This is a genomic window from Leclercia adecarboxylata (genome assembly GCF_023639785.1).
Taxonomy (GTDB): Bacteria; Pseudomonadota; Gammaproteobacteria; order Enterobacterales; family Enterobacteriaceae; genus Enterobacter; species Enterobacter adecarboxylatus_D.
This window is the reverse complement of sequence record NZ_CP098325.1, coordinates 614,862-627,058: the sequence shown is the minus strand read 5'-3', so window position 1 is coordinate 627,058 and position 12,197 is coordinate 614,862. Positions and strand designations below refer to the sequence as shown.

Annotated in this window: 14 protein-coding genes; 10 read left to right on the top strand and 4 right to left on the bottom strand. The window is 55.0% G+C overall.

The window, feature by feature from the left end; all coding sequences use genetic code 11:
• Positions 1-231 carry a DUF1435 domain-containing protein gene (locus NB069_RS02965; protein ID WP_250587650.1) on the bottom strand — a complete coding sequence of 77 codons (231 nt, stop codon included), beginning with the start codon at positions 229-231 and terminating at the stop codon, positions 1-3.
• Positions 232-387: 156 nt separating this feature from the next.
• On the opposite strand from NB069_RS02965, the gene fhuF reads away from it, so the two are divergent.
• The gene (gene fhuF, locus NB069_RS02960) at positions 388-1,176 is read left to right on the top strand and encodes a siderophore-iron reductase FhuF (protein ID WP_250587648.1); all 789 of its coding nucleotides are present in this window, start codon (positions 388-390) and stop codon (positions 1,174-1,176) included.
• Positions 1,177-1,257: 81 nt separating this feature from the next.
• Here the strand turns inward: fhuF and NB069_RS02955 are convergent, their stop codons facing one another.
• On the bottom strand, positions 1,258-2,601 hold the full coding sequence (locus NB069_RS02955) for a PTS sugar transporter subunit IIC (RefSeq protein ID WP_250587647.1): 1,344 nt from the start codon (positions 2,599-2,601) through the stop codon (positions 1,258-1,260).
• 328 nt (positions 2,602-2,929) lie between these two features.
• Here NB069_RS02955 and NB069_RS02950 point away from each other — a divergent pair, with 328 nt between their 5' ends.
• Positions 2,930-3,388, top strand: coding sequence for a YbaK/EbsC family protein (locus NB069_RS02950; protein ID WP_250587646.1), 459 nt, complete (start codon positions 2,930-2,932; stop codon positions 3,386-3,388).
• 41 nt (positions 3,389-3,429) lie between these two features.
• On the opposite strand, the gene bglJ is transcribed toward NB069_RS02950, so the two are convergent.
• Positions 3,430-4,065 (bottom strand): DNA-binding transcriptional activator BglJ, encoded by a 636-nt coding sequence (gene bglJ, locus NB069_RS02945; protein WP_250589443.1) that lies wholly within the window; start codon positions 4,063-4,065, stop codon positions 3,430-3,432.
• Positions 4,065-4,817, bottom strand: a complete 753-nt coding sequence (locus tag NB069_RS02940) for a helix-turn-helix domain-containing protein (protein ID WP_250587645.1) — start codon at positions 4,815-4,817, stop codon at positions 4,065-4,067. Before NB069_RS02940 ends, bglJ begins: the two co-directional genes overlap by 1 nt.
• Positions 4,818-5,241: 424 nt before the next feature.
• Here NB069_RS02940 and NB069_RS02935 point away from each other — a divergent pair, with 424 nt between their 5' ends.
• The 8 genes from NB069_RS02935 (at position 5,242) to opgB (ending at position 12,116) form a co-directional block, all read left to right on the top strand.
• Positions 5,242-6,018, top strand: coding sequence for a threonine/serine ThrE exporter family protein (locus tag NB069_RS02935; RefSeq protein ID WP_250587643.1), 777 nt, complete (start codon positions 5,242-5,244; stop codon positions 6,016-6,018).
• Complete coding sequence (locus NB069_RS02930) at positions 6,009-6,482, top strand: threonine/serine exporter (RefSeq protein ID WP_250587641.1); 474 nt, start codon at positions 6,009-6,011, stop codon at positions 6,480-6,482. The genes NB069_RS02935 and NB069_RS02930 overlap by 10 nt, the downstream gene beginning before the upstream one ends.
• A 66-nt stretch (positions 6,483-6,548) precedes the next feature.
• Positions 6,549-7,190 (top strand): TetR family transcriptional regulator, encoded by a 642-nt coding sequence (locus NB069_RS02925; RefSeq protein WP_250587639.1) that lies wholly within the window; start codon positions 6,549-6,551, stop codon positions 7,188-7,190.
• A gap of 30 nt (positions 7,191-7,220) precedes the next feature.
• Positions 7,221-7,649 carry an organic hydroperoxide resistance protein gene (locus tag NB069_RS02920; RefSeq protein ID WP_250587637.1) on the top strand — a complete coding sequence of 143 codons (429 nt, stop codon included), beginning with the start codon at positions 7,221-7,223 and terminating at the stop codon, positions 7,647-7,649.
• A 105-nt stretch (positions 7,650-7,754) separates the two neighbouring features.
• Positions 7,755-8,300, top strand: a complete 546-nt coding sequence (dnaT, locus tag NB069_RS02915) for a primosomal protein DnaT (protein ID WP_250587635.1) — start codon at positions 7,755-7,757, stop codon at positions 8,298-8,300.
• A complete protein-coding gene (gene dnaC / locus NB069_RS02910; RefSeq protein WP_250587633.1) occupies positions 8,297-9,034 on the top strand; it encodes a DNA replication protein DnaC in 738 nt (245 codons plus the stop codon). The genes dnaT and dnaC overlap by 4 nt, the downstream gene beginning before the upstream one ends.
• A gap of 83 nt (positions 9,035-9,117) precedes the next feature.
• Positions 9,118-9,609 carry a DUF2501 domain-containing protein gene (locus tag NB069_RS02905; protein ID WP_250587626.1) on the top strand — a complete coding sequence of 164 codons (492 nt, stop codon included), beginning with the start codon at positions 9,118-9,120 and terminating at the stop codon, positions 9,607-9,609.
• 215 nt (positions 9,610-9,824) lie between these two features.
• A complete protein-coding gene (gene opgB, locus NB069_RS02900; protein WP_250587624.1) occupies positions 9,825-12,116 on the top strand; it encodes a phosphatidylglycerol--membrane-oligosaccharide glycerophosphotransferase in 2,292 nt (763 codons plus the stop codon).
• The last annotated feature ends 81 nt before the right edge of the window (positions 12,117-12,197 follow it).

The following is a 12,197-nucleotide window of genomic DNA, read 5'->3' as shown; positions in this document are numbered from 1 at the left end:
TTAGTTCAGATTCATTGCCATAACCCATATTCCCGCAATCAGCGCGACACACGATGGCAGCAGCACGAAATGCCGCAGTTGTTTATGCCAGATCATGGCGGATGAAATCAGCAATCCTGACGCGATAATCCCTTTCCAGACCGCTAACGACAGATCGATACACGCCAGTCCGGCAATCATCATCCCCGGCAGTATTACTCCCCATCCACTTCCTAACGCTCTGCTCAACATGATCTGTCTCTCAAATCGATAATGATAACCAATATCATATGATAGATTTTATCATTTGTCAGCGTTAAGCCAGAATGTGTAAAAACCCTTGCGCAAGGTTTTATCAATAGTTAGGATTGGCAATCATTATCATTTAGATTTTTATCCAGCTAACTTATGGCCATACGTTCTGCACAAGCCGTTGAGAATATCATCTGGCAAACTCCCCTCCCGACCGGGCCTTCAGGGCTTGCGGACGCGGTGCGTGAGACCATTGCCGGGACGCGAGCCTACCTGCTGGACGTGATCAAGCTGGACGAACCCCATCCCCACCATGCCCTGACGCTGGCCCAGTGGCAACGCCCTGCCGAGCTTCAGTCATTGCTGGCGACCTACTCCGATCATATTTACCGTAACCAGCCCACCCTGGCGCGCGAGAACAAGCCGCTGCTGTCGCTGTGGGCGCAGTGGTATATCGGACTGCTGGTGCCGCCAATGATGCTGGCCCTGCTTACCCAGGACGTGGCGCTGGATCTCTCCCCTGAGCACTTCCACGTGGAGTTCCATGAGACCGGGCGCGCAGCCTGCTTCTGGATCGACGTCCAGGAAGACAGCCAGACGACATCGCTTTCGCCCCAGCAGCGGATGGAAGTGCTGATTGCCCGCGCGCTGATCCCGGTGGTTGATGCGCTGGAAGCGACGGGTGAGATCAACGGCAAACTTATCTGGAGCAATACCGGCTACTTAATCCACTGGTATCTGACCGAAATGAAAACCCTGCTGGGGGATGAGAAAGTGGACGCGCTGCGTCAGGCGATTTTCTTTGCCCGACAGTTGTCCGATGGACGTGATAACCCGCTTTACCGCACGGTCATACCCCGTGATGGGCTGCTGGTACGTCGTACCTGTTGCCAGCGCAATCGCCTGCCGGATGTTCAGCAGTGCGGCGACTGTACCCTTAAATAGCGTTGTGCGGATGCCCTCTCCCACGGGGAGAGGGAGCAAACATTAAAAACGGCAACCCTCGGGTTGCCGTTTTGCTTTTACCTATGCCACCTGCTGGCTTTCCTCTTCTGTGCGCTGGGCCTCTTCGGCCTCCTGCGCCAGCAGCTGTTTCTCGTACACCTTAAAGAACGGGTAGTAGATGATGGCAGAAACCCCCGCGAGCAGCAGCACGAGGATCGCCGCGCGGAAGTCCCAGCCCAGCGCCCATGCAGCCCCTACAGGCGCAGGTGCGGTCCAGGGAACAACTGAAATCACGCGACCAATCAGATCCAGCTTCATCGCCGCCCACGCCAGCACCGCGTTCACCATGGGCGCCAGCAGGAACGGAATAAAGAACACCGGGTTCATGACGATTGGCGTACCGAAGATCACCGGTTCGTTGATGTTGAAAATGCTCGGCACCACGCTCAGACGTCCAATAGACCGCAGATGCGCAGAGCGGCTACGCAGGTAGCAGAACACCAGGCCCATCGTTGCCCCGGAACCACCAATCACGATAAAGAAAGTCCAGAACGCTTCCATAAAGATGTGCGGCAGCGGCGCGCTTTGTGCCAGCGCCGTCTGGTTCATCCCAAGGTTGGTGAGCCAGAACATCTGCAGCATACCAGAGACAATTGCCGCTCCATGAATGCCCGCAAACCACAGCAGATGACCAATCAGTACCGCCAGCAGGATCGCAGGCAGCGAGTCCGCCGCCGCCACCAGCGGCTTAAAGATGGCCATAATTGCCTGCGGGATCAGCATGCCAAACTGCGACTGAATGAGCAGGCTCAGCGGATAGAGAGTTAACACCACCACCAGCACCGGGATCAGCAGATCGAAGGAGTTTTTAATCATCGGCGGCACCTGGTCAGGCAGGCGAATACCGATGTTGTGCGCCTTCAGAAAACGCATCAGTTCTACACAGTAGATCGCCACCAGAATGGCGGTGAAGATCCCCGTACCGCCGAGGCTGTCTACCGGCAGCGCGCCTTTGGTTTTTGGTGCGGCAATCAGCAGGAAGGCCATCAGCGACAGCATGGCGCACATGAAGGGATCGAGCTGATATGACTTAACGTAGTGCTTGCCCAGGTTATAGGCGATGGCGGCACAAATATAGAGGGACATCACCCCCATGGTCATATCGAAGGGAGTCAGGATCTGGCCTTCGAACTGTTTCGCCATATCCAGCCAGGCGCGGGCGAAGCCCCATGTGGTGTCAGGTGAAAACGGCGGATACGCAAACACTAATAAGAAAGAGCCGACAATCATAAACGGCATGGCGGAGATAAAACCGTCGCGGATCGCCATCACGTGACGCTGGGACGAGATGCGCCCGGCAATGGGGCTGACATAGTTTTCGACAAAGCGGAATATCAGGTTAAACGCAGCATGGTTGGCAGACATAACGGCTCTCCTGTCAGACGATCGTTTCGGGCGCAGTTACGCCGCACGGTGTTCCATATACCACTTTCACCACCTTGCTGGTTCGTATACCAGCGGTACTGCTCAAACGGATAGGTTTCATAATCGACTCTTATTATTGGATACAGGGGAAATGACGTGATCAGTATTAATCTCCCCATCATGGTCTGCAACCGGTTACTGTAACCGGTTTCCGTGATTGTGAAGAGGATCCAGAAATCGCTGATGTTAGATGTTTGTGACTTAGGAAATATTTACAGCGCATAATTTCTTATGACAGATTAGACAGAGTATTTTTCTGGAGGAAACAATGAGTTTGCAGTCTGTGCGCCAATTTTTTGCTGACCACGCCCCGGATATCGAAGTCATCGAACTCGGGCAGAGCACCGCCACCGTTGCGCTGGCGGCCGAAGCGCACAATGTTGCGCCAGGCCAGATAGCGAAAACGCTGTCGCTGAAAGTGAAAGATGAGGTGATACTCGTGGTCGCCAAAGGCGATGCGCGCCTGGATAACAAAAAGCTGAAGCAGACGTTTGGCGCAAAAGCCCGCATGTTGAGCAGCGATGAGGTGGTGATCATTACGGGGCATCCCGTCGGCGGCGTCTGCCCGTTCGGACTGGAAACGCCGCTGGCGGTCTACTGCGATATTTCACTCAGGGAGTATGCGGAAGTTCTGCCCGCTGCCGGCGCAATCCATAGCGCAGTGCGCATTTCTCCGGAAAGAATGGCCGAACTCACTCAGGCGACATGGGTGGACGTTTGTCTGTAAGTCCTGCGCCAGAAACGCTCTGGCGCAGACATTAACGCGGATTACGAAAAGTGCGTAGTAATAAAGCGTGGCGTGCGGTGATCCGGTACCGGGAAATGCGTCAGGATATCGGCAGCGTGCAGTAACCCCACGTCGGAACGCACCCCGAGCTTAAGCATGGCATTAAACTTATGCGCCCGAATGGTTTTGATGTTGCGATCGAGTCGGGTGGCAATTTCCGGGATGGAAAAGCCACACGACATATACTGCAAAATGGCGCGCTCGGTCGGGCTAAGCAGTCGTCCACGATGCAAATTCCAGTGGTTATTCTGGCTGTCATTGACCCGGCGGTTTTCGCTGAGTAATTTGCCCAGCTGCTCCTGCAGGCTGGCCAGCGAATCGGATTTGAGAATAACCCCGTGCAAACGTGAAGGCGAAAGCTGATTGATCAGGCTCGCTTCTGCCTCATCTGACGCCAGAACAATGCGCTGAATCATGCCGTGGTTAGTTGCTATTTCTTTGATACAGATAAGGCAGTTGCGTCGCTCTTCTCGCTCGTCAGAGAGTGAATAAATCAACGAGGCATACGGAATAAAATTAAGTGAGGATTGAAAACTGGCGATGTTATTAAATACATGAACATCATAATCCCTGAGTGAAGGGCTGGCAAAAAGATGCTTCAGCCCCGTAGCGCTCATCATGCACTTTTCGATGATAGCGATATGTCTTTTTGTCGCGCTCTTTTCCATTCGTCTTGCTCTCCATAGGCAGAGAATAAACTCAGCTCTTTCATTCCCTTGGTGCTGTTAATCCACGCATACATTTCGGCATTACTTGTTAAGGCGAGTCTTCTCATTGCACTATTTTTTTGCGCGCTCACTGTTTTATTACTCTTCTTCAGTAACGCCGCAATTTGATTAATTCCCCATCCTTTCCCAAGCAGGCGCAATACCTTTCGCTCTGAAAACGTCAACATGACATCATCCTGATTGTCATAAAGCTCTTCCGGCTCAGGTCTTAATAGCGTCTGACTAATACGATCTGCATGTTCACTACCAGCCCGGATCGCCTTAACCACGCCTTCGACGGGTTCCATATCGGAAAGCAATGAACTTTCTGGGCGCATCAGCAGTTCGACAGCGAGAGGATAAAATGTGCGAGAAACCAGAAATATCCAGTGAATCTCACGATATTGATTTTGTAACGCGTAATATTGATTGCAGATATTACGCGGATTGTTCTGGTCACCTGAGATATCAACGATGACAACTACGGCGCGGCGCAGCTGAAGAAGCGTCAGCTCTTCATGGGTCCGACAGTATGAACAATCGTAGTCAGGAAAATTACGTGACACAACACAACCGAGACCGGTTTGCATTATGGGCGATTTACTAATTATTATTAGGCTCTTACAGCTCAGTGACGGCTTTTGCGCTCCGAATCCATTCATACGGCCATTCCGTGCTTTTCATCCAGTTGAAAATACCTGATTATTTAACATGGCGACGTAAAAATGTAATGTTGTCCTTTTCCATAATTTGAGCAAATTGAAATGCAGTAACTAACCGCACCGCAAATATCACAATTTTGTACACCGCCAAAACCAGCATTAATATCGCAAAATCAACGGCAAAAGTTAATCTTTTTATCCTGATCTTTTCAAAAATAGGAAGTTAGATATTCTAAATATAAAATAAATAAATATAAAAATATTCAACTCATAGACATCGATAATTATTTAATCCCTGTTTATCGACTACAGTCGCTCGTAAATCTGCTTAAACCTTGATCTGACCCAGAGCAAGCGCCACCGGGTTGTGTGCTAAAAGTAGACATTCCGGCCATTCAACAGCAACTCTCCCTCAGGGCAACACATGCAGGCAGATCAGACCTCACAACGCGCCGTTACACGACTGTGTATTCAGTGCGGCCTTTTTTTATTGCAACACGGTGCCGAAAGCGCCCTGGTCGAGGAGCTCTCCACCCGGCTGGGGCTGGCGCTGGGCATGGACAGCGTGGAGAGCTCAATCTCCTCAAATGCCATTGTGCTGACCACCATCAAAGCAGGCCAGTGTCTGACCTCCACCCGTAAAAATCAGGATCGCGGGATCAACATGCACGTTGTGACCGAAGTACAACACATCGTGATTATGGCAGAACATAAACTGCTGGACGCGCAGGGCGTCGAAAGGCGTTTCAGCCAGATCAAGCCATTGCGCTATCCGCGCTGGCTGGTGGTGCTGATAGTGGGCCTCTCCTGCGCCTGCTTCTGCAAACTCAATAACGGCGGCTGGGACGGTGCGCTGATCACCTTTATTGCCAGCACCCTCGCCATGTACGTGCGCCAGGTGCTGACAGGCCGGCATCTGCACCCGCAGATTAACTTCTGCATCACCGCGTTCGTCGCTACCACGGTCTCCGGGCTACTGCTGCGACTGCCAGGGTTCGCCACCACCCCTACCATCGCCATGGCCGCCAGCGTGCTGCTGCTGGTGCCCGGCTTTCCGCTGATCAATGCCGTGGCGGACATGTTTAAAGGGCACATCAATACCGGCCTGGCGCGCTGGGCGATTGCCAGTTTACTGACCCTGGCCACCTGTATCGGGGTGGTGATGGCCATGACGTTATGGGGGCTTCGCGGATGGGCATAATCGATTTTCTTTGGGCGCTGGTCCAGGACATGCTGCTGGCGGCCATTCCGGCGGTCGGGTTTGCCATGGTGTTTAACGTTCCCCATCGCGCCCTGCCGTGGTGCGCGCTGCTGGGGGCTATCGGCCACGGTTCCCGCATGACGATGATGACCGCCGGGCTGAATATTGAATGGTCGACCTTTATGGCCTCAATGCTGGTCGGCAGCATCGGTATCCAGTGGTCGCGCTGGTATCTGGCCCATCCGAAAGTCTTTACCGTCGCGGCGGTGATCCCGATGTTTCCGGGCATCTCAGCCTATACCGCGATGATTTCAGCCGTGAAGATCAGCCATTTTGGCTACAGCGAAGCGCAGATGATCCTGTTGCTGACCAATTTCCTGAAGGCTTCGTCAATTGTTGGGGCGCTCTCTGTCGGGCTGTCGATACCCGGACTCTGGCTCTACCGCAAACGCCCCCGGGTCTGAGAGTTGTGTTCTCCCGCTGCCGTGGCGATAATCCTCTGTTCTCACGTGGCTAAGTAAGGAGAGGATGTGTCTAACCCTGGCAGCGAAAACGCAGAACACAGCGACGGATCCCGCCTGAAAGATAAAATCTTCCTCAGCGCCCTCTCGCTGTTTGCCGAGTACGGGCTCAACGGCGCGCGCATGGAGCAGATTGCCGAGAAAGCGGGCACCACCAAACGGATGGTGGTGTACCACTTCAGGACAAAAGAGAACCTTTACCTGCTGGTGCTGGAGTACGTCTACACGCAGATCCGCGCCAGTGAAAAGCAGCTCAGCCTGGATGCGATGCCGCCGGTAGAAGCGCTGGTGCAGCTGGTGGAGACCACCTTTGACTATCACGCCGATCATCCCGACTACATTCGTATCATCTGCATGGAGAACATGCAGCGCGGCCGGTTTATGCAGCAGTCAGCCTTATTGCGCCAGGTAAACCGCAGCGCGCTGGATCTGCTGGAAACCATCCTTAACCGCGGTAAAGAGAAGCAGCTGTTTAATGAGACGGTGAATGCCCGGGATCTGCACCGCCTGATCAGCAGCTTCAGCTTTCACTATGTCGCCAACAGCTACACCTTCACCCTGCTGTTTGAGAAGGGAGCCGATGAACAGGCCCAGCGGCAACACTACCGAAAAATGGCGGTTCAGGTTGCCTTGCGTTATACCTGTCCTTAGCTCACACAACCCTGAGATAAGGAACCAACTATGTCTTTAGATAAAGTTGTCTATACCGCCAAAGCCAAAGCCACCGGCGGCCGTGATGGTCGCGCCACCTCGTCCGATGGCGTTCTGGATGTGAAGCTGGGCGTCCCCAAAGAGATGGGCGGCGCGGGCGGCGACGTCACCAACCCGGAACAGCTGTTTGCCGCGGGCTATTCGGCCTGTTTCCTTGGCGCGATGAAGTTCGTCGCCGGGCGCGACAAAATCACCATGCCGAAAGAGGCCTTTATCGAGGGGGAAGTGGGAATTGGGCCGCTGCCCACCGGGTTTGGCATCGAAGCGAAACTGAATATTCACCTGCCGGGGATGGACGCCGCCGAGGCGAAAAAGCTGGTCGATGCGGCGCACATTGTCTGCCCGTACTCTAACGCCACCCGCAACAATATTGATGTCACGCTGAACATTATCTCCTGATTTTCAGGGGAGCAGGCAGTGGGTGTCAGACCCCTGCCTGCCCCCTCCTCTCTGTGCTACCATAAGCCCATATCTCGTCCGCAGTAATTCAGTAAGAGAAGTGTTATGTCCTCCAGAATCCTGACCACCAGCGTCACTGGCATTGATGCCTTTATGCACGACCCGCGCGGCGTGCTGGCGAATGCGCAAGGCGGAACCGTCGCCGTTTTTGCCGATAACGCACCGGCTTTTTATGCGATCACGCCGCAGCGTCTGGCCGAGCTGCTGGAAACGGAAGCGCGCCTGTCGCGCCCGACCAGCGATGTCACTCTGGATACGCAATTCTTCGACGAACCCACCAGCGCGCCGGTTGCGGTGCCGATGGGGAAATTCGCCATGTATGACGGCTGGCAGCCCGACCCCGATTTCCAGCGTCAGGCGGCACTGTGGGGTATTGCCCTCACCCAGCCCGTGACCCCGGAAGAGCTGGCCGCCTTCACCGCTTACTGGCAGGCGGAAGGGAAAGTGTTTCATCATATCCAGTGGCAGCAAAAGCTGGCGCGCAGCGTGCAGATCAACCGGGCCAGCAACGGCGGACAAGCCAAACGCGATGTGAATACCTTTTCAGAACCGGATAAACAGATCCCCCACGGATTCCGAGGTGCCAAATGAAAGAGCTCGGTGAGCTGATGAAGCGTCTGCAAAAGATGATGCCTGCCAACGTCAAGCCGGCCTTTACCACCGGCGAAGAGCTGCTGGCGTGGCAAAAAGAGCAGGGCGAGATCCGCGCGGCGGCGCTGGCCCGGGAGAACCGCGCCATGAAAATGCAGCGCACCTTTAACCGCTCCGGCATTCGCCCCCTGCATCAGAACTGCTCCTTCGATAACTACAAAGTCGAGAGCCAGGGACAGCTTAAAGCCCTGCAGCAGGCGCGCCAGTACGTCGAGGAGTTCGACGGCAACATCGCCAGCTTTATCTTCAGCGGCAAGCCGGGCACCGGCAAAAATCATCTTGCGGCGGCTATCTGCAACGAACTGCTGCTGCGCGGTAAATCGGTGCTGATCATCACCGTGGCCGACATTATGTCCGCCATGAAGGATACCTTCAGCAACCGGGAGACCAGCGAAGAGCAGCTGCTCAACGATCTCAGCAACGTCGACCTGCTGGTGATTGACGAGATCGGCGTGCAGACCGAATCGCGCTATGAAAAAGTGATCATCAACCAGATCGTCGATCGCCGCTCCTCCTCGAAACGCCCCACCGGCATGCTCACCAACCATAACGTTGAAGAGATGACGCGTCTGCTGGGCGAGCGGGTGATGGATCGCATGAAGCTCGGGAACAGCCTGTATGTGATTTTCGACTGGGAAAGCTATCGCAGCCGCGTTACCGGGAAAGAGTATTAGGATTGTTTACCGCGAAGCGCGCGGGCGTGAGGTTTATACTGGCTGCCATTCCGCCCCGACGGGCAATCGACAGAGCAGGCTTTATGAAAACACATTTTCTTCTCAGCGCCGCAGTCAGCGCCCTTTTGATGACGGGTGCAGCACAGGCCGCCTCCTCCTGGCAGGATACGCTAAACAGCGCCGCCAGCCAGCTTAGCGCGGGCAGCACCTCTTACCAGAGCGGCGGCCTCACCGCCTCCGCGCTGACCGGGCTGCTGAGCAGCGGCACCCAGTCGCTCTCCGCCAGCAACATGAATAACGCAGCCGGGATCCTCGAGTACTGCGCCAAAGAGAAGCTGGCCTCGATGACCGATGCCACCAATATTAAAAACCAGGTGCTGGGAAAACTGGGTATCGACACCCAGGAAGAGCAGCAGCAGGACACCAACTATCTGGAGGGCATCCAGGGTCTGCTGAACGCTAATAACGGTGAGCAACTGAATCTGGAAACCATCGGTAATTCGCCGCTGGCGAAAAAGGTCAAAGCCCAGGCCTGTGATTTTGTCCTGAAACAGGGGATGAGCTTTATCTCCTGATCCCCAAAACGCCGCGCCCCTTGCCGCGGCGTTTGCCCCTTCCCCCGCAGAAAGCGACGCCGGTCAAACATTCAATTTTCTAAACCAAATCCTAACAACAGCACAATTACGTGACACTACAATTGCAGCTTGATGGCATCGCCATTACATTGGATCACCCAAAAATTAAACAGTTAATCCGCTAATCTGCGGATGCCTTTGTCGAGGATAAGCTGTTGTCAGAGTTTATTTCTGTTGCCCTCTTTATCGCCTCGGTCGTTATCTATTCCCGCAAAGCGGGTCGTAACACCTGGTGGTTTGCTGTCACCCTTATGGTGCTGGGGCTTTTTGTTGTTTTGAACATTACCCTCTATGCCAGTGATTACTTCACCGGTGATGGCATTAACGATGCCGTCCTCTACACCCTGACCAATAGCCTGACCGGCGCAGGGGTTAGTAAGTACATACTTCCTGGTATTGGTATCGTGGTTGCGCTGGTAACGGTGTTCGGCCTGCTGGGCTGGATCCTGCGCCGACGCCGCCATCATCCGCACCATCTCGGCTACAGCCTGCTGGCGCTGGTGCTGGCCCTCGCCTCGGTGGACGCCAGCCCGGCGTTTCACCAGATCACCGAGCTGGTGAAATCGCAGTCCCGCGATGGCGACCCCGACTTTGCCGCGTATTACAAAGAGCCGGGTAAAACCATTCCGAATCCGCAGCTCAATCTGGTCTATATCTACGGTGAAAGCCTGGAGCGCACCTATTTTGATAATGACGCCTTCCCGGATCTCGCCCCGGAACTGGGCGCCATCAAAAATGAGGGGATCGATTTCAGCCACACCGCGCAGCTGCCCGGCACCGACTACACTATCGCCGGAATGGTCGCCTCCCAGTGCGGTATACCGCTGTTCGCCCCGTTTGAAGGCAACGCCTCCGCCTCGGTGTCCAGCTTCTTCCCGCAGAATATCTGCCTTGGCGATATCCTGAAAAACTCCGGTTACCAGAACTATTTCATGCAGGGCGCCAACCTGCGTTTCGCCGGGAAAGACGTGTTCCTGCAGTCCCACGGTTTTGACCATCTGTATGGCGCAGAAGAGTTAAAAACCACCGTGGCAGACCCGACGTACCGCAACGACTGGGGCTTCTATGACGATACGGTGCTGGATGAAACCTGGAAAAAATACGAGGAGCTGTCAAAGTCCGGTAAACGCTTCTCACTGTTTGCCCTGACGGTGGATACCCACCACCCGGACGGTTTTATCTCCCGCACCTGTCAGCGCAAGCGCTATGACATTGACGGCAAACCCAATCAGTCGTTCAGCGCGGTGGGCTGCAGCCAGGAGCACATCGCGGCGCTGATCGAAAAAATCAAAGCCTCCCCGTACTTTAAAAACACGGTGATTGTGGTCTCGTCCGACCATCTGGCGATGAAAAACACCGCCTGGGATGCGCTGAACAAGCTCGATCGCAGCAACCTGTTCTTTATTCTGCGTGGCGATAAGCCCCAGCAGGAGGTGATGGCGGTGAAGCGTAACACCATGGATAACGGCGCCACGGTGCTGGATATCCTCGGCGGGGATAACTTTATCGGCCTCGGCCGCAGCAGCCTTTCCGGGCAGTCGCTCTCTGAGGTGTTCCTCAACATGAAGGAAAAAGTGCTGGCGTGGAAACCGGACGTTATCCGTCTGTGGAACTTCCCGAAAGAGCTGAAGGATTTCACCATCGACAGCCAGAAGAACATGATGGCCTTCTCCGGCAGCCATTTCCGTCTGCCGCTGCTGCTGCGCGTGTCCGATAAGCGGGTCGAACCGCTGCCGGAAAGCGAATACTCCGCGCCGCTGCGCTACCAGCTGGCAGACTTTGCCCCGCGGGATAACTTCGTCTGGGTCGATCGCTGCTACAAGATGGGCCAGATGTGGTCGCAGCCGCTGGCGCTCTCCACCGACTGGTGTGTTTCTCAGGGCCAGCTTGGCGGCGAGCAGAGCGTGCAGCACGTCGATAAAGCGCAGTGGAAAGGCAAGACGGCGTTTAAGGATACGGTGATCAGCACCGAACGCTATCAGCGCAACATCGATATGCTGAAAGTGTCCGACAACGACATCCGCTACAAGGCCGACAGCTTTGTCTTTAACGTGGCCGGTGCGCCAGAAGAGGTGAAGCAGTTCAGCGGAATTTCACGTCCGGAAACCTGGGGCCGCTGGTCCAACGCTCAGCTGGGTAATGAGGTGAAGATCGAATACAACCAGCCGCTTCCGGCGAAATTCGATCTGGTGATCACCGCCAAAGCCTGGGGGCCGAATGCCGATAAACCCATTCCGGTGCGCGTTGGCGATAAAGAGCAAACCCTGACGCTGGGCAAAGAGGTCACCACCACGACGCTGCATTTCGATAACCCGTCGCGCAGCAGCACCCTGGTGATTGTGCCGCCAGCACCGGAGTCCACTAACGAAGGGAATATACTTGGCCACTCCCCGCGCCAGTTGGGGATCGGCATGGTGGAGATCAAAGTGGTTAACGCCGAAGGGTAACGGGAATTGCCGGGTGGCGGCTTCGCCTTACCCGGCCTACAAAACCACAGGCCCGCGCAAGCGCAGCGCCGCCGGGCACAA

Excerpts from the sequence above, each read along its gene's own strand:
- NB069_RS02920 (WP_250587637.1), top strand. The coding sequence starts at position 7,221 with ATGTCTTTAGATAAAGTTGTCTATACCGCCAAAGCCAAAGCCACCGGC.
- NB069_RS02930 (WP_250587641.1), top strand. The coding sequence starts at position 6,009 with ATGGGCATAATCGATTTTCTTTGGGCGCTGGTCCAGGACATGCTGCTG.
- NB069_RS02935 (WP_250587643.1), top strand. The coding sequence starts at position 5,242 with ATGCAGGCAGATCAGACCTCACAACGCGCCGTTACACGACTGTGTATT.
- dnaC (WP_250587633.1), top strand. The coding sequence starts at position 8,297 with ATGAAAGAGCTCGGTGAGCTGATGAAGCGTCTGCAAAAGATGATGCCT.
- NB069_RS02965 (WP_250587650.1), bottom strand. The coding sequence starts at position 231 with ATGTTGAGCAGAGCGTTAGGAAGTGGATGGGGAGTAATACTGCCGGGG.
- NB069_RS02905 (WP_250587626.1), top strand. The coding sequence starts at position 9,118 with ATGAAAACACATTTTCTTCTCAGCGCCGCAGTCAGCGCCCTTTTGATG.
- NB069_RS02955 (WP_250587647.1), bottom strand. The coding sequence starts at position 2,601 with ATGTCTGCCAACCATGCTGCGTTTAACCTGATATTCCGCTTTGTCGAA.
- dnaT (WP_250587635.1), top strand. The coding sequence starts at position 7,755 with ATGTCCTCCAGAATCCTGACCACCAGCGTCACTGGCATTGATGCCTTT.
- fhuF (WP_250587648.1), top strand. The coding sequence starts at position 388 with ATGGCCATACGTTCTGCACAAGCCGTTGAGAATATCATCTGGCAAACT.
- bglJ (WP_250589443.1), bottom strand. The coding sequence starts at position 4,065 with ATGAGCGCTACGGGGCTGAAGCATCTTTTTGCCAGCCCTTCACTCAGG.
- NB069_RS02950 (WP_250587646.1), top strand. The coding sequence starts at position 2,930 with ATGAGTTTGCAGTCTGTGCGCCAATTTTTTGCTGACCACGCCCCGGAT.
- NB069_RS02940 (WP_250587645.1), bottom strand. The coding sequence starts at position 4,817 with ATGAATGGATTCGGAGCGCAAAAGCCGTCACTGAGCTGTAAGAGCCTA.